This window comes from Paenibacillus ehimensis NBRC 15659, assembly GCF_004000785.1.
Taxonomy (GTDB): domain Bacteria; phylum Bacillota; class Bacilli; order Paenibacillales; family NBRC-103111; genus Paenibacillus_G; species Paenibacillus_G ehimensis.
Map to the genome: position 1 here is coordinate 142,747 of NZ_BILX01000007.1, position 18,913 is coordinate 161,659.

The 18,913-nt window shown below is 53.1% G+C and carries 20 protein-coding genes and 1 pseudogene; 19 read left to right on the forward strand and 2 right to left on the reverse strand.

Going from position 1 to position 18,913, the window contains the following annotated elements:
* The first annotated feature begins 1 nt into the window (after nucleotide 1).
* Together PEH01S_RS06650 and PEH01S_RS06655 are read left to right on the forward strand one after the other, a co-directional pair.
* Complete coding sequence (locus tag PEH01S_RS06650) at nucleotides 2-805, forward strand: ABC transporter substrate-binding protein (protein WP_127484367.1); 804 nt, start codon at nucleotides 2-4, stop codon at nucleotides 803-805.
* 28 nt (nucleotides 806-833) lie between these two features.
* Nucleotides 834-1,550 carry an amino acid ABC transporter permease gene (locus PEH01S_RS06655; RefSeq protein WP_127484369.1) on the forward strand — a complete coding sequence of 239 codons (717 nt, stop codon included), beginning with the start codon at nucleotides 834-836 and terminating at the stop codon, nucleotides 1,548-1,550.
* Here PEH01S_RS06655 and PEH01S_RS06660 read toward each other — a convergent pair.
* Nucleotides 1,517-3,172 carry a PucR family transcriptional regulator gene (locus tag PEH01S_RS06660; protein WP_127484371.1) on the reverse strand — a complete coding sequence of 552 codons (1,656 nt, stop codon included), beginning with the start codon at nucleotides 3,170-3,172 and terminating at the stop codon, nucleotides 1,517-1,519. The genes PEH01S_RS06655 and PEH01S_RS06660 overlap by 34 nt on opposite strands.
* Nucleotides 3,173-3,369: 197 nt before the next feature.
* Between PEH01S_RS06660 and PEH01S_RS06665 the strand changes: the two genes are divergently transcribed.
* The 13 genes from PEH01S_RS06665 (at nucleotide 3,370) to PEH01S_RS06725 (ending at nucleotide 15,445) form a co-directional block, all read left to right on the forward strand.
* Nucleotides 3,370-4,635 (forward strand): Glu/Leu/Phe/Val family dehydrogenase, encoded by a 1,266-nt coding sequence (locus PEH01S_RS06665; protein ID WP_127484373.1) that lies wholly within the window; start codon nucleotides 3,370-3,372, stop codon nucleotides 4,633-4,635.
* Nucleotides 4,636-4,660: 25 nt separating this feature from the next.
* Complete coding sequence (locus tag PEH01S_RS06670; protein WP_127484375.1) at nucleotides 4,661-6,025, forward strand: aspartate aminotransferase family protein; 1,365 nt, start codon at nucleotides 4,661-4,663, stop codon at nucleotides 6,023-6,025.
* A 17-nt stretch (nucleotides 6,026-6,042) separates the two neighbouring features.
* Nucleotides 6,043-6,738 (forward strand): CoA transferase subunit A, encoded by a 696-nt coding sequence (locus PEH01S_RS06675; RefSeq protein WP_127484377.1) that lies wholly within the window; start codon nucleotides 6,043-6,045, stop codon nucleotides 6,736-6,738.
* Nucleotides 6,723-7,388, forward strand: a complete 666-nt coding sequence (locus tag PEH01S_RS06680) for a CoA transferase subunit B (RefSeq protein ID WP_127484379.1) — start codon at nucleotides 6,723-6,725, stop codon at nucleotides 7,386-7,388. Before PEH01S_RS06675 ends, PEH01S_RS06680 begins: the two co-directional genes overlap by 16 nt.
* A 15-nt stretch (nucleotides 7,389-7,403) precedes the next feature.
* Nucleotides 7,404-8,588: a thiolase family protein gene (locus tag PEH01S_RS06685; protein ID WP_127484381.1), complete on the forward strand. Its 1,185-nt coding sequence runs from the start codon at nucleotides 7,404-7,406 to the stop codon at nucleotides 8,586-8,588.
* Between the two features lie 207 nt (nucleotides 8,589-8,795).
* Nucleotides 8,796-10,073 carry a peptidase gene (locus tag PEH01S_RS06690; RefSeq protein WP_127484383.1) on the forward strand — a complete coding sequence of 426 codons (1,278 nt, stop codon included), beginning with the start codon at nucleotides 8,796-8,798 and terminating at the stop codon, nucleotides 10,071-10,073.
* A gap of 28 nt (nucleotides 10,074-10,101) precedes the next feature.
* Nucleotides 10,102-11,472, forward strand: a complete 1,371-nt coding sequence (gabT, locus tag PEH01S_RS06695) for a 4-aminobutyrate--2-oxoglutarate transaminase (RefSeq protein WP_127484385.1) — start codon at nucleotides 10,102-10,104, stop codon at nucleotides 11,470-11,472.
* A gap of 30 nt (nucleotides 11,473-11,502) precedes the next feature.
* The gene (locus PEH01S_RS06700; RefSeq protein WP_127484387.1) at nucleotides 11,503-12,927 is read left to right on the forward strand and encodes an aldehyde dehydrogenase family protein; all 1,425 of its coding nucleotides are present in this window, start codon (nucleotides 11,503-11,505) and stop codon (nucleotides 12,925-12,927) included.
* A gap of 303 nt (nucleotides 12,928-13,230) precedes the next feature.
* The gene (locus tag PEH01S_RS06705; protein WP_127484389.1) at nucleotides 13,231-13,833 is read left to right on the forward strand and encodes a sigma-70 family RNA polymerase sigma factor; all 603 of its coding nucleotides are present in this window, start codon (nucleotides 13,231-13,233) and stop codon (nucleotides 13,831-13,833) included.
* Nucleotides 13,834-13,852: 19 nt separating this feature from the next.
* A complete protein-coding gene (locus PEH01S_RS06710; RefSeq protein WP_108534929.1) occupies nucleotides 13,853-14,020 on the forward strand; it encodes a YvrJ family protein in 168 nt (55 codons plus the stop codon).
* The gene (locus tag PEH01S_RS06715; protein ID WP_127484391.1) at nucleotides 14,017-14,262 is read left to right on the forward strand and encodes a helix-turn-helix domain-containing protein; all 246 of its coding nucleotides are present in this window, start codon (nucleotides 14,017-14,019) and stop codon (nucleotides 14,260-14,262) included. The genes PEH01S_RS06710 and PEH01S_RS06715 overlap by 4 nt, the downstream gene beginning before the upstream one ends.
* 195 nt (nucleotides 14,263-14,457) lie before the next feature.
* Nucleotides 14,458-14,811 (forward strand): thioredoxin domain-containing protein, encoded by a 354-nt coding sequence (locus PEH01S_RS06720; RefSeq protein ID WP_127484393.1) that lies wholly within the window; start codon nucleotides 14,458-14,460, stop codon nucleotides 14,809-14,811.
* A 13-nt stretch (nucleotides 14,812-14,824) separates the two neighbouring features.
* On the forward strand, nucleotides 14,825-15,445 hold the full coding sequence (locus PEH01S_RS06725; protein ID WP_127484395.1) for a hypothetical protein: 621 nt from the start codon (nucleotides 14,825-14,827) through the stop codon (nucleotides 15,443-15,445).
* Between the two features lie 28 nt (nucleotides 15,446-15,473).
* Here PEH01S_RS06725 and PEH01S_RS06730 read toward each other — a convergent pair whose 3' ends face one another.
* On the reverse strand, nucleotides 15,474-16,106 hold the full coding sequence (locus PEH01S_RS06730) for a hypothetical protein (protein ID WP_127484397.1): 633 nt from the start codon (nucleotides 16,104-16,106) through the stop codon (nucleotides 15,474-15,476).
* 197 nt (nucleotides 16,107-16,303) lie between these two features.
* Between PEH01S_RS06730 and PEH01S_RS06735 the strand changes: the two are divergent.
* The 4 genes and pseudogenes from PEH01S_RS06735 to PEH01S_RS06750 form a co-directional block, all read left to right on the forward strand.
* Nucleotides 16,304-16,608 (forward strand): annotated as a pseudogene (locus tag PEH01S_RS06735) (aldehyde dehydrogenase family protein); the annotation flags it as partial.
* A gap of 23 nt (nucleotides 16,609-16,631) precedes the next feature.
* Complete coding sequence (locus PEH01S_RS06740) at nucleotides 16,632-17,198, forward strand: SdpA family antimicrobial peptide system protein (RefSeq protein ID WP_246062808.1); 567 nt, start codon at nucleotides 16,632-16,634, stop codon at nucleotides 17,196-17,198.
* Nucleotides 17,111-18,133, forward strand: a complete 1,023-nt coding sequence (locus PEH01S_RS06745) for a sporulation-delaying protein SdpB family protein (RefSeq protein ID WP_127484403.1) — start codon at nucleotides 17,111-17,113, stop codon at nucleotides 18,131-18,133. The genes PEH01S_RS06740 and PEH01S_RS06745 overlap by 88 nt, the downstream gene beginning before the upstream one ends.
* Before the next feature lie 91 nt (nucleotides 18,134-18,224).
* Nucleotides 18,225-18,866: a sporulation delaying protein family toxin gene (locus tag PEH01S_RS06750; RefSeq protein ID WP_025848557.1), complete on the forward strand. Its 642-nt coding sequence runs from the start codon at nucleotides 18,225-18,227 to the stop codon at nucleotides 18,864-18,866.
* Nucleotides 18,867-18,913 lie beyond the last annotated feature (47 nt).

Genomic DNA, 18,913 nt, shown 5'->3' on the forward strand with positions numbered 1-18,913 from the left:
GATGAAAAAAGGGTTGATCGTTTCCTTGTTGTCGATGCTGGTAGGGGCTATGCTTCTCGCCGGCTGTGCTTCGACAGGCAACACCCCGTCTGCGGCTTCTGCCGACGGCAAAGATTCCGGACAAGTGAAAGCGTTTCATTTTGCAATGAGCGGGCTGTACAAGCCTTTCAATTACAAGGAAAACGGCAATCTGGTCGGCTTTGACGTCGAATTCGGGAGTGAGCTGGCCAAGAAAATGGGCGTGAAGGCCGAGCCGGTCACGAACCCGTGGGAAACGATCATTCCCGGTCTTCTCTCGAAGAAATACGATGCGATTCTGGGCAGTATGGCGATTACGCCGGAACGCCAGAAGACAGTCAACTTCACGACGCCTTACTACCGGTCGGGCGCGCAAATCTTCGTCGCCAAGACGAACGAGACGATCAAGTCCGCGGCCGATCTGAAAGGCAAGAAAATCGGCGTGCTCAAGGCAAGCTTATTCAAAAGTCTGGCCGCCGAGCGGACGGATGCGGGCAACATTACCGAGTACGATAGCGATCTGACAGCGCTGCTGGATCTGCCGACGGGGCGGGTGGATGCGGTCATTACGGACGATTTGGTCGGCTTCCGCATGATCAAGGAAAGCGCCACGGCGATCAAGGCCGTCGGGGAGCCGTTGACGATGCAGGAGATGGGAATCGCGGTCCGCAAGGAGGACCAAGCACTGCTGGATCAATTGAACAAGGCCATCGACGAGATGGTCAAGGACGGAACGTATGACAAGCTGAGCGAGAAATGGTTCGGCAGAAATATTTTGCAAAAGTAACGAAACGATATTCAGATGAGGTGACCCGATGATCGAAATCTTGCTGTCCAGTTACGACGTGTTTCTGAAAGCGACCTGGCTGACCGTTCGCATAACGTTGGTTTCTCTTCTGCTCGGAAGCGTCATCGGTCTGATCTTTGCCTTTTTCCGGCTGTCGAAGAGCCGCGTCTTGAACGCCGTGGCGACATTCTACATTACGCTAATCCGTGGAACGCCGCTTATTATCCAGATCGCCGTGCTGTACTTCGGAATTTCCAACATTATTTTGCTGTCGCAGTTTTGGGCGGGGGTGTTCGCGCTGGCGATTCACGGCGGCGCGTACATCGCGGAAATTTTCCGCGGCGCGATTCAATCGATCGACCGCGGTCAGATGGAGGCGGCTCGCTCACTCGGGATGACGTATCCGCAGGCGATGCGCAGAATTATTTTGCCGCAGGCGTTCAAAATCGCCATTCCACCGCTCGGCAACCAGTTCATATTGGGACTGAAGGAATCGTCGCTCGTGGCCTACGTTGGCATGTCGGATTTGTGGGGAGCGGCGTTAAGCGAAGCGGCCGCGAACTTCAAGCAGCTCGAAACGTACGTGGTGGCGGGGTTATATTACTTGGCTCTAGTTATGCTCTTCACGTTTGTGGTAGGCAAGCTGGAAGCGAGACTCGATGTCAACGCGAAAGCGAAAAGCAGGGAAGCGAGCGCCAAGCCGCGCGCCCGCTACAGCTCCTCGGAAGAAACGGTCAGCTTGTAGGCCATAATCGCGATCTCCAGCTTCAAGCGGTCTTCCGACGATTGAAGATTCCGCCGCGTTTTTTTCTCGATCTGGTTCAGCCGGTATTTCAGCGTATGGCGGTGAATGAACAGCTCGGCTGCGGTCACATGCACGCTCTGGTTATGGTACAGGTACGTTTCGAGCGTTTGAAGCAGGTCGGCTCCTTGACGTTTGTTTTGCATCAAAGCTCCGAGCTGCTCCTCGGCAAACTGCCGCAAGTCCATACCGTGCTCCTGCATTTGGATCAGGAAGTGGTACAGTCCCAGATCGTCATAATGAACGACGGGCTTCGGCTTGTGCAGCAGCTTGGCGAAGACGAGAGCCCGGTGCGCTTCCTGCGCGCTTTTGGCCAGGTCGGCCAGATCGGTGTAACTTTTGCCGATGCCGATCCGCAGCGGGAATCCGGGATAGAACGCGCTCCATTTGTCGGCGATATCCTGTACGGCCAGAAGCGAAGCTTCCTCTGCGGCTTCGGGAGCCGTGCTTTTGCCTCCCGTTCCCATCAGGATAACGCAGCCGTCCAGCCGGTTGCGCAGCAGAAACTGGCGGTTATGCTTGCTCATGGCCTGATTCACGACCTGATACAGCCGGTCCAGCATGTCGTCCAGCGTACGGCGCTCGAGGTCGGACGGGAGGTTCTCCACCTTGATCTGCAGCACGGCTTGACTGCCGCTCGGATCAAAGCCCAGCTTTTTCCCGCGCTCGATCACTTCGGCTTTATTGGTAAAATTTTTGGATAACACTTGATCGAGAAATTCGCCTTGAAAACGGATTTCCGTATCCAGAATCGCTTTATGCCGCAGAAATTCAATCGCATACACGGTGGCCGCATGCTCGACCGCGATCTGGTCGATGTCCTTCCATAGGTCTTTATCCTTGATGGCCGCAATCCAGCCGTAGTTCGTCTGATTCGCCATGACCGGATAGAGCGAAATTGTGTATTCGCTTTCATGATTGTTGAAGTGAAGAAGCTGCTGTTCAAAAGGCGGCTGCAACGGCTCGGAAAAGAGCAGGAGCCGATTCTGGCCGATCCGGCGTACCTCGTCATGAACGATCCGGTCCGAGACGATGGAAGCATCCGCATCGAACAGCACGATGCTGCCGTCCGTCAGCCGCGACAGCGTGTCGGTGATCGCCTGGATTCCTTGATTGTCCAAGACCAGACGGGTAAATTCCTTGTGGATGTTGATCGAATGCTCGAACATGCGGAATTGGTTGTTGACGATCTGTTCCAGAATCGCCTTGGTAATGACCGAAAAGTTGATATCCGTCGGAATTTCCAGCAGCGGAAGGGCGGAGCGGTTCGCAATGTCGATGAACGATTGGGGAATTTCGCGCAGGTAAAACCCGGTGTACATCGCGACGCCGGACAGCTTCTTGTTGGACAGCAGCTTGTGGAACTGGCTGCGTTTCTCTTCGCTTTCCATCAGGCCGAAGCCGGTCGTAATCAGGAACTCGCCTTCCTGCAGCCGGTCGATGTCTTCGATGACCTCGACGATCGTGACCCACTTGATGATATTGTTCATGCCGTCGAATCCGGCGACCAATTTCGTCTGCGACATCACGGGCAGCTGGATCGCTTCTTGAATGCTTATTCCCATAGGAATGATCCCCTTTTCTGTGCGGATTGGCTTGAGTCAGTTATATCACGGCCCGTCATTTCGGGCAAGCTGGAATTTATACCTTATGTATAAAAAAGCGCGCTCATTTTGGATTCGTCGGTCGAATAGATCAAGCGCTTTAGCTGGTTTAAACTACAAGTAATCGCAGCCCTAACGCAGAGGCCGGAGGTGGAACGATGGCAGTCGAAACGGTGCGGCATAGTGAACAATTAAGCGTCTTGGAGCGAACGCGGCAGGTCATCAAGAAGGCGCTGGAGCATATGGGCTACGCGGAATCGTTTTACGAGCTGCTCAAGCAGCCCCTTCGGTTGATGACGGTTCGTATTCCCATACGCATGGACGACGGCTCCGTCCGGGTATTCACCGGATACCGGGCTCAGCATAACGATGCGGTGGGACCGACCAAGGGCGGCATCCGGTTTCATCCTACAGTGACGCCGGAGGAAGTGTCCGCTCTATCGATGTGGATGAGCATCAAATGCGGTCTGACCGACTTCCCGTACGGCGGGGGCAAAGGAGGCATCCAGTGCGATCCGCGCACGATGTCCGCCGCCGAGCTGGAGCGGCTGAGCCGCGGGTACGTCCGGGCGATCAGCCAGATCGTCGGTCCGACCAAGGATATTCCCGCCCCGGATGTGTACACGAATGCGCAAATGATGGCTTGGATGATGGACGAATACAGCCGTCTCCGCGAATTCGACTCCCCCGGCTTTATTACCGGCAAGCCGCTTGTGCTGGGCGGTTCGGCGGGCAGAGAGTCCTCGACGGCCAAAGGCGTGACGATCGTGCTGCGCGAAGCGGCGAAGGTGGCCGGCGTGGAGCTGAGCGGCGCCAAGGTGATCATTCAAGGGTTCGGCAATGCCGGAGGCTATCTGGCGAAATTTCTGCACGACGCGGGAGCGAAGATCGTAGGGATTTCAGACGCGGGCGGCGCTCTGTATCACCCTGACGGCCTCGATGTCGATTATTTGCTGGAGAAACGGGATGCGTTCGGCGCGGTCACTCACCTGTTCGCAAGCGCCATCTCCAACCGGGAGCTGCTTGTGCAAGCATGCGACATTCTTATCCCGGCTGCCATCGAGAATCAGATTACGGACGAGAACGCGGCCGACATTCAAGCGAAAATCGTTGTCGAGGCGGCGAACGGACCGACGACCGCGAAGGCTACGGAAATGCTCACCTCCCGGGGCGTGCTGCTCGTTCCCGACGTGCTGGCGAGCGCAGGCGGTGTCGTCGTTTCGTACTTCGAGCGGGTTCAAAACAACCAGGGCTACTATTGGTCCGAAGCCGAGATACATCAGAAGCTGGACCATATTTTGGTCAAAGCCTTTCGCGGGGTCTATCAAATTGCATTGGAGAGCAAGGTGGACATGAGGCTGGCCGCCTATATTGCAGGCCTCCGAAAAATGGCGGAAGCCATGCGCTGGAGAGGCTGGGTTTAACACAAGCGTAAAGAGGGGAACCGACATGACGGATACACATTTGATCAAGCCGATTCTGGACTACGATTATCCAACGGTAGCCAGCGGACAAGGCATTTACCTCCATGACACGGACGGCAAAACGTATATCGACGGCTGCTCCGGCGCAGTAACGGCCAGCATCGGCCACGGGGTACCGGAAATCGTCGAGGCGATGAAGGCGCAGGCGGAAAAAGTATCGTTCGCGTACCGCTCGCAGTTTACGAGCGAACCGGCCGAAGCGCTTGCCCGCAAGCTAAGCGAATGGTCCGGGGGGCGCTGGAGCTGGTCCTTTTTCGTCAACAGCGGCTCGGAAGCGACGGAGACGGCGATGAAGATCGCGATCCAGCATTGGCAGGAGAAAGGCCGCGACCGCAAAAACCGCTTCATTTCCCGCTGGATGAGCTATCACGGCATTACGATGGGCGCTTTGTCGATGTCCGGCAATATTTTGCGGCGCAAGCGGTTCATCCCGCTGCTCGAAGATTATCCGTCCGTTTCCGCGCCGTACTGCTACCGCTGTCCGCTGAAGGAAGCGCATCCCGGCTGCGGCATGAAATGCGCGCAGGAGCTGGAAACGTCGATTCTGCGCATCGGGCCGGAGCATATCGCCGGATTTATCGCGGAGCCGATCATCGGCGCTTCGGGAGGGGCGGTGACGCCGCCGGAGGGCTATTATCAGGAGATCAAGCGTATCTGCGACAAATACGATATTCTCTTCATCGCGGACGAGGTGATGACGGGGCTCGGCAGAGCCGGCAAGAAGTTCGGGATCGAGCACTGGGGAGTCGATCCTGACATCGTCGCCTTGGGCAAGGGCATGAGTGCAGGCTATACGCCTATGGCGGCGACGCTGGTCAGCGATAAGGTCATGGAGCCGATTCTGAAAGGGTCCAAGTCGATCATGGCGGGCCATACGTACAGCGCCAATCCGCAATCCGCCGCCGTCTGTCTGGCCGTGCTGGACTATATGGAAAAGCACGATTTGGTTCGCAAGGCGGAAGAGAACGGCGAGTATCTTCTCGGCAAGCTGCAGGAGATGGCGAAGCGGCTGGACATCGTAGGCGACGTGCGGGGCAAAGGGATGCTGCTCGGACTGGAGTTCGTGCCGGATGTGCGGACGAAAGGGATTTTCCCGCTATCGCTCGGCGTGACAGCGCGGGTCATCAAGCGCGCTTTCGACAAAGGGCTGCTCGTGTACCCGGCATCGGGAGGCATCGACGGAGCGGCCGGAGACGCAATTATCGTCTCTCCGCCATTAATTATCACCCCGGATCAAATCGATAGCCTGGTAAACATATTGGAAAAAAGTATTTTTGAAGTGCAAGAGGAATTGCGGGCGGAAGGCCATTTGAATAAAACGGCGGTATAGGGGAAGGGGGAAAACGCATGGAGCTTGTAAAAAAGCGAAGCAAGGTCGCCGGGCTGGAGGACGCGCTTCAGCATATACGCGACGGAATGACCCTGATGTACGGGGGCTTCGGAGGCGTGGGCAATCCTCCGTCCTTGTGCCAAGGCATATTGGATAAAGGCGTGCGCGATCTCGTCCTGATCGGCAACGACTGCGCGTTCCCGGATATCGGCATCGGGCGGCTGATCACGGCGGGCCGGGCCCGGAAAGTCATCGTCTCGCACATCGGCTCCAATCCGAACGCCGGCCGGCTCATGAACGAGGGCGCGCTGGAGGTCGAGTTTAGCCCGCAAGGGACGCTGGCCGAGCGCATCCGCGCCGGAGGCGTCGGCTTGGGCGGCATCTTCGTCGATGTCGGCATCGGCACGATTGCCGAAGAGGGCAAGCAGCAGATCGTGCTGGACGGCAAGCCGTATTTGATCGAGACGGCGCTGACCGCCGAGGTCAGCATCGTGCACGCGCAGAAGGCCGATCCGTACGGCAACTTGATCTATGACAAAAGCGCCCGCAATTTCAATCCGCTCGTCGCGATGGCCGGAGATTACACCATTGCCGAGGTAGACGAAATCGTGCCGCTCGGCGAGCTGGACCCGGAATGCATCGTCACCCCGGGGATTTATGTGGATATGGTCATACCGAGTCAAGGAGTGAACTGGACATGGGCGTGGGAGTAGAAGACAGCCGTTACCGGATCGCCCGGCGGGCGGCGCAGGAAATTCAAGACGGGATGCTCGTGAACCTCGGGATCGGGATTCCGACCTTGGTGGCCAATTATGTGCCGCCGGAGCTCCAAGTGTTTTTTCACGCGGAGAACGGCATTCTGGGCACCGGTCCGAGCCCGGCCAAGGGGAGCGAAGATCCCGCGCTGTGCAATGCCGGAGGCTTCCCGGTGACCATCGTGCCGGGCGCATCGTATTTCGACAGCGCGACGGCCTTCGGGATTATCCGCCGCGGCTATGTGGACATCACGATTCTGGGCGCGCTTGAAGTGAGCCAGCACGGGGATTTGGCGAACTGGATCGTTCCCGGCAAACGGGTGCCCGGCATGGGCGGAGCGATGGAGCTGGCGCAAAAGTCGCGCAAGGTCATCGTCCTGATGAACCACACGAACAAGCAGGGCGAGTCGAAAATATTGAAGCAGTGCTCGCTTCCGTTAACCGCGCCGCGCTGCGTGGATATGATCATTACCGAAATGGCCGTGATGGAAGTAACGGACGAAGGATTGGTTTTGCGGGAAGTGATGGCCCCCTACACAGCAGAAGATGTCATCCGGCAGACGGAAGCGGAATTGATCGTTCCGTCCGTCGTGTCCACGATTCAATAAGGGAGGCAATCCGTGATGAATGAAGTCGTTATCGCGGCAGGGGTCCGCACGGCGGTCGGAGCCTTCGGCAAGTCGCTGCGGGATGTGCCCGCCACCGAGCTGGGGCGTCAAGTGCTGACGGGCTTGATGGCGAAAACGGCGCTGCCGAAGGAAGAGGTGGGCGAAATTATTTTCGGCCATGGCTACGTGCACGGGGGAGGGCTCAATTCGGCCCGAATCAGCTCGCAGAGGGCCGGTTTTCCGCTGACGGTGCCGGGTCACGTCGTCATCAAAGCGTGCGGCTCGGGCCTCAAGGCGATCACAAGCGCGGCGCTGGCGATTGCGGCGGGGCAAGAGGAAGCCGTCATTGCGGGCGGCGTGGAAAGCATGAGCCAAGTGCCTTATTTGGTCCGAAACCGCTGGGGCACGAAGTTCGGCCATGTCGCGATGGAGGACGCGCTGCTCGCTGACGGGCTGACCTGCTCGTTGAGAAATGAGCACATGGGCATGACCGCAGAGCGATTAGCCGAGCAGTACGGCATTTCCCGAGAAGAGCAGGATCGGTTTGCCTTCGAAAGCCACCGCAAGGCGGCTGACGCAGTCCGCAGCGGGCGGTTCAAGGACGAAATCGTGCCGCTGGAGCTGCAGGAACGGCAAGGCGTCCGGCTCTTCGACAGCGACGAGTCGCTGCGGGAAGATATCGAGCTGGCGAAGCTCGCCAAGCTGCCCGTCGTCTTCAAGCCAGACGGCACCATCACCGCGGGCAACGCTTGCCCTATGAACGACGGTGCGGCCGCCGTGCTGCTGCTGTCCCGGAGCAAAGCGGAGCGGGCGGGCATCCAGCCGCTGCTCAAGGTCAAAGCGTTCGCCAGCGCCGGAGTCGAACCGGGCGTCATGGGCATCGGACCGGTGCCTGCCGTTCATAAGGCGCTGCACAAGGCAGGGCTGACGCTCGATGACATCGGGCTGATCGAGCTGAACGAGGCGTTCGCCGCGCAAGCGCTGGCCGTCATCCGCGAGCTGAAGCTGAACCCGGAGCGGGTGAACGTCAACGGCGGCGCGATTGCGCTGGGGCATCCGGTAGGAGCTACCGGGGCGAAGCTGACCGTGACGCTGATGCACGAAATGCTGCGGACCGGCGTGAAGTACGGCATGGTGACGCTGTGCATGGCCGGAGGCATGGGCCTTACGGTGATCTACGAGAATGTGAGCGAGGCGTAAAGGGTTTCGAATTTTTAGATGTTCGGTGAAAAAGGAGCGGAGCGAGCGGAATCATTCTGGAGAAGCGTAGCGGTCGCCTTTGTCTCCGGATTCTAACCTCTTAAGGGGTTAATGAATGAAAGAATCCGGGGACAAGAGAGATCGGAAGAATGATCCGCACGCGCAGCGGCCTTTTATTCACCTTACTTCCGCACAAGGAGGAGAAACATGTCAGAGCTCCAGGCACGGATTAAGCAGTGGATGCGCACGCAGAGCGAGGAAGGCATGGCATTCCTGCAGCGGCTGGTGCAGGTGCCAAGCACGCAGGGCCATGAAGCGGCGGCGCAGGCTTTGGTCGCCGAGAAGCTGCGGCAGATGGGCTTAGAGGTCGACGTATGGGAGCTGGACGGGGAGGCTTTGAAGAAACATCCGTACTTTTGCTCCTCGCGGCCGGATTTCGATAACTGCCCGAATGTGGTCGGCATTCTGCGCGGTTCCGGCGGCGGGAAGTCGATCATCCTGAACGGCCATATCGACGTCGTCCCGGAGGGAGAGCGCGAGCAGTGGTCGGACGATCCGTACAGCGGCGCGATCCGGGACGGCAAAATGTACGGCCGCGGCGTCACGGATATGAAAGGCGGCAACGTCTCCCTGCTGCTGGCGATCCAAGCGATCCAAGGGTTGGGCCTCCGGCTGAAAGGCGACGTCATCTTTCAGAGCGTCGTCGAGGAGGAAAGCGGCGGGGCCGGTACGCTCGCGACCGTGATGCGGGGCTACCAGGCCGATGCGGCGATCATCCCGGAGCCGACGAATATGCGTATTTTTCCGAAGCAGCAGGGCTCGATGTGGTTCCGGATTCAAGTGAAAGGCCGGGCGGCGCACGGCGGAACCCGGTATGAGGGAGTCAGCGCCATCGAGAAAAGCATGCTCGTCATCCGCCACATTCAAGCTCTGGAGGAACGGCGCAACGCCCGGATCACCGATCCGCTGTATCAAAATACGCCGATTCCGATCCCGATCAACATCGGGGTCATCCAGGGCGGTAATTGGCCGTCCTCGGTTCCCGACCTCGTCCGCTTGGAAGGCCGGATGGGCGTCTCGCCCGAGGAAACGATCGAGGAAGCGAAGCTGGAGATGGAGCAGTGGCTGGAGCGGCTTGCCGAGCAGGACCCGTGGTTCAAGGAGCACGCTCCGATGTTGGAATGGTTCGGCGCCCGCTGGATTCCCGGGTCGATGGATATGGAGCATGAGCTCATGCATACCTTGGCGGAGCAGTACCGCAAGGTCGCCGGAGCGGAGCCGGTTATCGAGGCGTCCCCGTGGGGGACCGACGGCGGCCTGCTGACTCAAGCGGGCAAGACGCCTGCCATCGTGTTCGGGCCGGGGGTTACGGAGGTCGCCCATTACCCGAACGAATATATCGAGCTGGACAAAGTGACGGAAGCGGCGGAAATCATTGCTTTGACGCTTATCCAATGGTGCGGATTAGACGAAACGAACGGTTAATTTTTCAAGCCGAAAGGGGAGCAATCCAATGACAGCCCAACGAAAATTCGTATCGGTTGCAGCCGAATTGCCGGGAGCGAAGACAAAAGCGCTCTTAGAGCGGAGACAGCAGACGGTGTCCAAGGGAGTAGGCAACAACCATCCTTTGTTTGTCGAGAGAGCGCAGGGTGCGCTGCTGTACGATGTGGACGGCAACGTGTTCCTGGACTTCGTCGGTGCGATCGGCACCATCAACGTGGGTCACAGCCCGGCCGAGGTCGTAGACGCCATTAAGGAGCAAGCGGAAAAGTACATTCATACGTGCTTCCATGTCGGAATGTATGAACCTTATGTGGCATTGTCGGAAAAGCTCGCGGAGATCACCCCGGGTGATTTTGCGAAAAAAGCCGTGCTCTTGAACAGCGGCGCGGAGGCGGTCGAGAACGCCGTGAAGATCGCCCGGAAATATACGGGCAAAACGGGCATCGTCTCGTTCACCCGCGGCTTCCACGGCCGGACTCTGCTCGGCATGTCTCTGACCAGCAAAGTGAAGCCGTACAAATACCAGATGGGGCCGTATGCCCCGGCGATTTATAAAGCGCCTTTTCCGTATCCGTACCAACGTCCCGCGTCGATGACCGAAGAAGAGTACGGGGAGTTTTGCCTGAAGCAGTTCGAGGATTTCCTGCTGACCGAGGTCGCCCCGGAAGAGCTGGCGGCGGTCATTATGGAGCCGGTGCAGGGCGAGGGAGGCTTCATCGTTCCGCCAAAATCGTTCGTGCAGGGCGTCTTTCAGATTTGCAAGAAGCATGGTATCTTGTTTATTGCCGATGAAATTCAGACCGGCTTTGGCCGGACCGGAGAAATGTTCGCTTCGACGCTGTTCGAGATCGAGCCGGATCTCATCACGCTTTCCAAATCGATCGCCGCAGGTCTTCCAATTAGCGCCGTCGTCGGCAAAGCGGAGATTATGGACGCCCCGAACCCGGGCGAAATCGGCGGAACCTATGGCGGAAGCCCGCTCGGCTGCGCGGCGGCTTTGGCCGTGATCGAGAAGATGCAGCGCGAAGACCTGCCGGGAAAATCGCGTGTTATTGGCGACACGATCCGCAGTTATTTCCACAAGCTGCAGGACGAGTTTAAAATCATCGGAGACGTTCGCGGGCTGGGCGCGATGTGCGCCGTGGAATTCGTCGATCCGGACACCGGCAAGCCGGCGAAAGAATTCGTAGCAGCCTTGCTGCAAGCTTGTTACCGAAAAGGAGTGGTCCTGCTCGGCGCAGGAGTTCACAGCAATATTGTTCGTTTCTTGACCCCGCTGGTCATCACGGAGGAGCAGTTGCAAGAAGGGCTCGACATTATCAGCGAGGCCATGGCGGAGCTGAGTGCTGTATCGGCCGGCGCGGGCAAGGCGGACTGATCGTATCGCATAAGGAGGCGGATTCACTTCATGAAAAAGCATGCATTCATCGACGGAACTTGGGTCGAGACGAAAACTTACACCCCGCTGTACGCGCCGTACTCCAAGGAAAAGCTGGCCGACATCGCTTCGGCTGACCTCGCGGAGACTGAGCAGGCGATCGAAGCGGCGGTCCGCTGCAAGCCGGTCATGCGAAGCATGCCGGCCCACCAACGGGCCCGCATTCTGGAAACCGTGTCCCGCCTGCTGGAACAGCGCCGCGAAGAAGCGGCCCGCCTCATCGCGCTGGAGGCTGCCAAGCCGATCAAAGCCGCTCTGATCGAAGTGGACCGCACGATCCAGACGTATAAGCTGGCCGGCGAGGAAGCGAAGCGGATTCACGGCGAGACGTTGGCGATGGACGCCGTTCCCGGAGGGGAAGGACGCTTTGCCTATACCGTAAGAGAGCCGCTGGGCGTAGTCGGGGCGGTCACTCCGTTCAATTTCCCGATGAATCTGGTCGCCCACAAGCTGGGCCCGGCCATTGCCGCGGGCAATACCATCGTCCTGAAGCCTGCGGGCCAGACGCCGTTATCTGCGTTTTTCATCGCGGAGCTGTTCATGGAAGCCGGACTTCCGGCCGGCGCGCTGAACGTCGTCACCGGCGCCGGCAGAGTCATCGGTGACAAGATCGTCGAGGACCCCCGCGTTGATGTCATTACGTTCACCGGAAGCCCGTCCGTCGGCAAAAGCATCCGCGCGAAAGCCGGATTGAAGCGCGTCACGCTGGAGCTGGGCTCCAACTCCGCGGTTATCGTGGACAGCGACGCCCGGATCGATTCCATTATTGCGCGCTGTGTTACTGGCGCTTTCTCGTTCCAAGGCCAAGTCTGCATCTCCTTGCAGCGGGTGTACGTCCTGGAGGACAGGTATGACGAATTTGTCGAGAAATTCGTCGCGGCAGCCAAGCAGCTCAAGCTTGGGGACCCGCTGGATGCGGATACGGACGTGTCCGCGATGATCTCCGAACGCGAAACGGAGCGGGCCGTGGCATGGATTAAGGAAGCCGCGCAGCAGGGGGCAACCGTGGCGCTAGGCGGAACGGCCGAAGGCGGGATTCTCGCGCCTACGGTGCTGCTGAACGTCCCTCCCGACGCGCAGGTGTCCTGCAAGGAAGTGTTCGCCCCGATTGTGCTGATCAACAAGGTAAGCTCGGTGGAGGAAGCGGTAGACTGGGTCAACCATTCCGTCTACGGGCTCCAAGCGGGGATTTATACCGACAACCTGCACACCGCCATGAACGCGATCGATAAGCTGCATGTCGGCGGCGTCATGATCAATGACATTCCAACCTTCCGGCTCGATCACATGCCCTACGGCGGCGTGAAAGAAAGCGGCGTCGGACGCGAAGGCGTCAAGTACGCGGTGGAGGAATTGACGGAGCTGAAGCTGGTGGTGTTTAACCGGAGTCGGTAAACGAGGAAAGGGACCAGAAAGAACAATTGCTTATCAATTTGAGCAATTGAACCGTTGAACTGGGATGAATAGGTATATTATCGATTCGCACTCTACGAAGTATGAAGACGTTACAGGATAGGCTGAACCGCCTACCAGTAACGTCTTTTTTGTTATTAAAAGTTACCAGATTCAAGTATATTTCTAAAAAAATAAGAACATATGTTTGTTTATTTTTGATAAAATGGGTATAACTGGTTGTTTTTTTGTCTCTTAAATACACTTAATTAACGTGGACTATTCGATCAAGGAGGAGGAAAAAAGATGACAAGAAATAAAGCGCGTGTTTCGCCATTTGAAGAATTTAAAAAAGAGGCCCCCGCATTATTTGAGAATTGGACGATTAGAAAGTTCTTCGATGATGCTGAAAATATTAATTTGTTTGATCGATTTATTAGCTCAAAGGATTTGTCCATTAAAAAGAAACTTGATGATAAATTTCGTAAATTTTTCTTCGAAGTTAGATTTACCAAATACCTTAACTCAACAATTAAGTATGGCTGTATTGATCGTGACAGGAGAAGAAGAAAACATCAAAATAGGAATCTTCTTATTTTTGATAAACCTATAGAGGAAGGTAATAATGATACTTTAGGAGATCTTTTATTGTTAAACCAAAATCCTTACGAAGATCAATACTTTAGAGGATCAAGTGAATTTCATGCACATATTGAAAATGAAAAGCTGTATGAGGCTTTTACGAACTTGACACAAAAGCAAAAAATGATCGCTACATTGTCTTATTTTCAATGTTTATTAGATACGGAAATAGCAAGCATGCTTTGCATTTCAACGCAGGCAGTTTCAAAAACAAAAAAGAGTGTTCTAAAAAAATTAAAATCTCATCTAAACAACCTGAATTCTTGAAAGAAAGGATGGAACGATAATGGATGATCAAGGATTGATACAATTATTCATTACTGCTGTTGGCAACTTTGGATTTCCAATCGCGATAACCAGCTATCTTTTATTACGTTTTGAGAAAAAAATTGACATGCTAAATGAAACTATTGGGGAGGTTGCCGATATCCTCAGAAGAGAGGCGAAAAAATGAATGATTCGGATTTACTGGAATTAGTCATCAAAGCCCAGAATGGTGATCAAGAAGCATTAAGCCACTTACTACAACGATTTTATCCCAAAGTAAAGAGATTAAGTAAATTCCGCAATAAACAAGAGCAAGAAGACATGGAACAAGAACTCATGCTGTTACTAATCAAAACCATTCTTGCATACGACACTCAAAAAACGCCAGACTTCTCAGCGTTTATTGCTGAATGCGGATATTCTAAATGAACATGGTTCATTGAGACCATGTTTTTTTCTTTTTTTTATTTATTTGATGGGTAGGTTGATTTTTTTCGCGGGAAAGTCACTTTATATAGTGTAAGTTCTACTAAGGTACATCTGGAGGGTTTGGAGATAATCCTCTGATTGTTCCTTATCTCCTAGTAGAACTGAAAACAAAAAACTTATTAAGGGAACTTATACATGACTTCTTCATGGAATGGGTACCGGATTGAAATCTTTAAAGATGACCTATCTCCTATAGGAAATCAAGTGCATTCTTTCTTTAAAGAATTTTCCGTCCCTCATATTGTAAAAAACGTTGTCCATGATCCTGAGGCCCGCCGAGATTTTAAATTGTTAAATCTTCAGCTGGTTCCGTCTTTTATCATCGGGGGGCGTGTGTATGAAGGATACGACCCAATACTAATCGGGGAATTGGTAGAGAAATTCTATGATATTAAAATTCCTAACGAACGATTAATCATAGATATCCCGCTACACAGACCCTGGTTTTTTGAGTATGACAAAAAAATAATAAGTTTACCTAAACTATAGGAGGAGATTATACATGAGTTATGTTTGCCCGGGAAATGCAGGCTATCCGTCTAAACCAAATTACGATACGTTCTGGAATGACTATCTTTATTATGCTAACATTATTGTTCCCGTGCTTGGAGTATCAAGGTCTTTCATCTTAGGGGTTTGGTATCAAGAATGGGGGATTCCAATTAATAATCCCGGCTTCTCCAAAGGAACCGAAGGCTATACGCCTCAGGGGTATTGCGGGTCTTTCCCGGTCTTTCAAACACTTGAGGATGGCGCGAATGCATTTGCAGCTCTCTTTAGCCGACGTTACAATGGGCAAAGTACTGCAACAAAAACCATTTTTCAGCAAACGACAAATGTCAGTGATGCATACTATAATGGTTTTCCCGGTGGTTTAAAAGCCTACAATGTAAAAAATGACGATGGGGCTATCGTAAGTTCGGTGACCAGCCAAGCATTTGCCGGCAGTACGCAATCTGGCGGAAGTATTCTAACAGGAACGTATGCTGCTAATGAGATGTTCGGAGCGTCACCATGGAATGAAGGACACTATATGAGAAATGGCGATAGCTATCCGGGGCAAAGATTGAACGCAGTATTAAACAGCTCCGGTTGGGCAGACAAGGAAAGAGTACTGGGGTAAAGAAGGAGGGGAAATTCCCCTCCTTCAATTATTTTGTTTTAGCCGGATCGATAAAATGATTCGATAACTGGATGTTCTTAATGCGATTGTTGTCATCCATTAGAAACAGGAGGTAGGGATGATATACGCCTTCTGTATGATTAGCACCCGTTACCCAGTATCCTAACGTTTTTTTACCATCGGTTTCAATTTTTTTATAGCTTTTCATTAATTGTTCGGCTGAGTCACCAATGCCAATGTTCTTATCCGTTTTCAGCGTAGAAGGACTAGCCAATAAAATATTTTCCACACCACCGATCGGTTCATTCTCGCTATTACGATAAAAAAGGATTCGGGTATTCTGCTTCTCATAATACCATTCGACTTCCGGAGTTCCGCCGCCGCCATTAGTGATTTTTGTCGGTTCCCCAAGCAAGGATTTGACTTGCTCTTGAGTATCTCCAATACGGATACCTCCAATGGAAGTGTTCTCTTTGGTGAGCGGGCCTGGCCCCTTCTCAATCGGTTTAGCCTGATTTTCACTAGGTCTATTCGTAACAGTATTCGAAGCAGAATCACCTTTGTTAGGTTCCGTTGGTTTATTATTTGTATCGTCGGCTCCGCAACCATTCAATAATACGCACCCTATAAGTAATGCAATGGCTCCAAGTTTGTGATTCATTTCCAATCGCCTCCTTATAATTATTATTTTACCAAATATGATGGAGAAATGCTTGTAGGGTGCCAGGTATGACGCGTTTAGCAGAGTTTTGCCGATTTGAAAGGCTGTCTGGAACGTATCCTTTCTTGAATTGAGTAAACGCCTACTAGTGATTTAGGCGAAGTGGACCGAAAGGTCCAAACGTAAAAGCAGCCAGCGTGAGGCAAAGAGTTAGGATAGCCATTGCCGCGGGCAATACCGTCGTCTTGAAGCCTGCGGGTCAGACGCTGTTATCCGCGTTTTCATCGTGGAGCTGTTTATGGAAGCCGGGCTTCCGGTCGGAGCTCAGAACGTCGTCACCAGCGCCGGCAGAGTCATCGGCGATAATTCGTCGGGTCCCCCCCCCCGCCTCGATGTCATTACGTTCACCGGTAGCCCATACGTCGGTGAAAGTATCCGCGCGAAAGCCGGATTGAAGCGCGTTACACTGGAGTTGGGCTCCAATTCCGCGGTTATCGTGGACAGCGTAGCACTATTGCATTCGAGGTGGTCTCATTGAAAAAGTCCAAACATATCCGAATAGGGATCTTTACTTCTCTTATTACGTTGTTTTGGATTTATATTTTTCTGTTGGCGATACATACCGCGCTTCCTGCCAATGCCTTAACTTCTTTGCCGTTAAAAGAGGAACTCAAGATTATCCAATGGTTTCCGCAAGGATGGGGGTTTTACAGCAAAAATCCAAGAGAGCCTTATTTTTATGTCTACGAGGTTCCGGGGAATAAATTAGCAGGGCAATGGCCTAATAATCGGGTGGATAATGCGTTTGGATTGCTTCGTTTCGGAAGAAGTCAGGGTGTGGAAGCCGGTTTGTTAACAAGTAAAATTCCTTCGAACAGTTTAACGGAATGCAAGGAAAATCCTGTTGAATGTTTGAATCAATTACAAGCCATTGAGGTGGAAAATCCATCTCCCTTTCCTACGATTTGTGGTGATGTAGGATTTGTTTACCAGGAGCCGATTCCATGGGCTTGGAGCAAAGGTGGAGAAGAAACGGTAATGCCATCAAAATTGGTAAGGGTGAAAGTGGCATGTTCTCAAAAATCGGTGTGACTGCATTACATTGGGCTTCAAACATTAATCCATGGTCAAATGTCTATGGTCTTGCCAGGTCGATCATGGCCTTATCGGCTGCCTTTACGCTGGCCATAAACGATGCCAAACTATTATTTCGCCCCGCAAGCGGTTTAGAGCAGTATCCGTTCTGCCAGGGGACCGTGAGCTTCTTTTGTTTACTGTCGAGCGATTATTTTGAATTAAATCTTCTCCGTTGGGTTGCTGTGTTCCTATTACTAATTGTCGCTTCGGGGTGGAGACCGCGGTATACTGGCCTAATTCACTTTTGGATCGCGTACTCCTTAAATGTGTCTGCTATCACAATTGATGGTGGGGAGCAGGTTCATACAGTTATAACTGCTCTGCTGCTGCCCGTTGCATTAACCGATTCGCGTAAATGGCATTGGATCAGGGAAAATGAGACACCGCCTTTAACTGAATTATCGCTTTATAAAAGAATCACGGCGCTTGTTTCCCTCAACGCAATACGTGTTCAAATGGCCATTTTATATTTGCACTCCACAATTGCCAAGCTCTTTGAAAAGACTTGGATTGACGGCACCGCAGTATACTATTTTTTGAATGATCCCATGCTTGGATTGCCCCCCGTCATCAGAGAACTCCTGAAGCCTGTTATGACTTCTGAACTAATCGTGATCCCTACCTGGGGTACATTACTTCTACAGATGAGCCTTGTTCTATCCTTATTGGCCCCTAAAAGAACATGGAAGTATTTCCTCCTAGCTGCATTGTGTCTGCATGAGATGATTGCCCTTTTGTTAGGATTAATCAGTTTTTCACTGGTGATGACCGGGGCTTTGATTTTGTATCTGCGTCCGGTTGAGCAAGAGTTCAAACTACTTAGTCGATTCAAATGGGTCCAACGTAAGGCCGAGGAACCATTGTTAAGGCAGCCCGGCTTATCGAAATAAACCTTGAATTGCTTTTGAAAGGGGGGATGTGGCGTAGTATTAGAACGGGGAGGGATGTACCAAAAATATAACTGTGGAAGGAGCAATGAAAATGAAATGGATAAGGCACATTTCCTTACTGCTTGTTTTTGTGCTAATGTTTACTAGTTCGGCCTTTGCCACCGGCATTCAAAAAAAACAAAATACAAAATATGATGGAGAAACCCTCTATCGCGGTATCGTATTCGGGCAAGGTCCAGTAGCCCAATTGCTGCCTGAATATTTCAATAAACAAGCCCTAGAGCAGGCCAGCAGCGAGGATGCAAAGAAAACGGTGGATTTCGTGATCCAAAAAATGAAGTCTATTAATCCGGGTTATTTCGATGAGTTCTCCAAAGTAGTTTACAGCGGTAACCGTTTAGCTATCGACAGACAATTGGCGGTTGGCGGTGAAATGTTGGCCCATATTTTGAAAATAAAAGAAGCCGATGCTCGAATTCAGGCTAATGGACCGGTAACGGGAGATTGCGTTTATCTGTACGTTGGATACGCGCTTGCCGTAGTAACCGCCGGCGGCGTGTTTAACTATGCGCTTGCCGTTAATGCGGCAGCTGTTGTGAACGGTTATGCCCTTGCTGTTGTGGCCACCGCAGTTTATGCTAAAAACTACTTCTGGCCAAAATCTGCAATTGCCGCAGACAACAGTATTGAAAAAGAGAAATTTATTAACTCCATCGCCACGAACCTCAGGTAAGTAACAGTAACATCGGACAGAAATAAACTCCAGCTCATGTCTTAAAA

Coding starts and splice junctions, on each gene's coding strand:
- PEH01S_RS06670 (WP_127484375.1), top strand. CDS start 4,661: ATGACGGATACACATTTGATCAAGCCGATTCTGGACTACGATTATCCA.
- PEH01S_RS06650 (WP_127484367.1), top strand. CDS start 2: ATGAAAAAAGGGTTGATCGTTTCCTTGTTGTCGATGCTGGTAGGGGCT.
- PEH01S_RS06665 (WP_127484373.1), top strand. CDS start 3,370: ATGGCAGTCGAAACGGTGCGGCATAGTGAACAATTAAGCGTCTTGGAG.
- PEH01S_RS06745 (WP_127484403.1), top strand. CDS start 17,111: ATGGGCTTGGAGCAAAGGTGGAGAAGAAACGGTAATGCCATCAAAATT.
- PEH01S_RS06710 (WP_108534929.1), top strand. CDS start 13,853: ATGGATGATCAAGGATTGATACAATTATTCATTACTGCTGTTGGCAAC.
- PEH01S_RS06680 (WP_127484379.1), top strand. CDS start 6,723: ATGGGCGTGGGAGTAGAAGACAGCCGTTACCGGATCGCCCGGCGGGCG.
- PEH01S_RS06655 (WP_127484369.1), top strand. CDS start 834: ATGATCGAAATCTTGCTGTCCAGTTACGACGTGTTTCTGAAAGCGACC.
- PEH01S_RS06660 (WP_127484371.1), bottom strand. CDS start 3,172: ATGGGAATAAGCATTCAAGAAGCGATCCAGCTGCCCGTGATGTCGCAG.
- gabT (WP_127484385.1), top strand. CDS start 10,102: ATGACAGCCCAACGAAAATTCGTATCGGTTGCAGCCGAATTGCCGGGA.
- PEH01S_RS06725 (WP_127484395.1), top strand. CDS start 14,825: ATGAGTTATGTTTGCCCGGGAAATGCAGGCTATCCGTCTAAACCAAAT.
- PEH01S_RS06700 (WP_127484387.1), top strand. CDS start 11,503: ATGAAAAAGCATGCATTCATCGACGGAACTTGGGTCGAGACGAAAACT.
- PEH01S_RS06720 (WP_127484393.1), top strand. CDS start 14,458: ATGACTTCTTCATGGAATGGGTACCGGATTGAAATCTTTAAAGATGAC.
- PEH01S_RS06705 (WP_127484389.1), top strand. CDS start 13,231: ATGACAAGAAATAAAGCGCGTGTTTCGCCATTTGAAGAATTTAAAAAA.
- PEH01S_RS06690 (WP_127484383.1), top strand. CDS start 8,796: ATGTCAGAGCTCCAGGCACGGATTAAGCAGTGGATGCGCACGCAGAGC.
- PEH01S_RS06730 (WP_127484397.1), bottom strand. CDS start 16,106: ATGAATCACAAACTTGGAGCCATTGCATTACTTATAGGGTGCGTATTA.
- PEH01S_RS06675 (WP_127484377.1), top strand. CDS start 6,043: ATGGAGCTTGTAAAAAAGCGAAGCAAGGTCGCCGGGCTGGAGGACGCG.
- PEH01S_RS06715 (WP_127484391.1), top strand. CDS start 14,017: ATGAATGATTCGGATTTACTGGAATTAGTCATCAAAGCCCAGAATGGT.
- PEH01S_RS06685 (WP_127484381.1), top strand. CDS start 7,404: ATGAATGAAGTCGTTATCGCGGCAGGGGTCCGCACGGCGGTCGGAGCC.
- PEH01S_RS06750 (WP_025848557.1), top strand. CDS start 18,225: ATGAAATGGATAAGGCACATTTCCTTACTGCTTGTTTTTGTGCTAATG.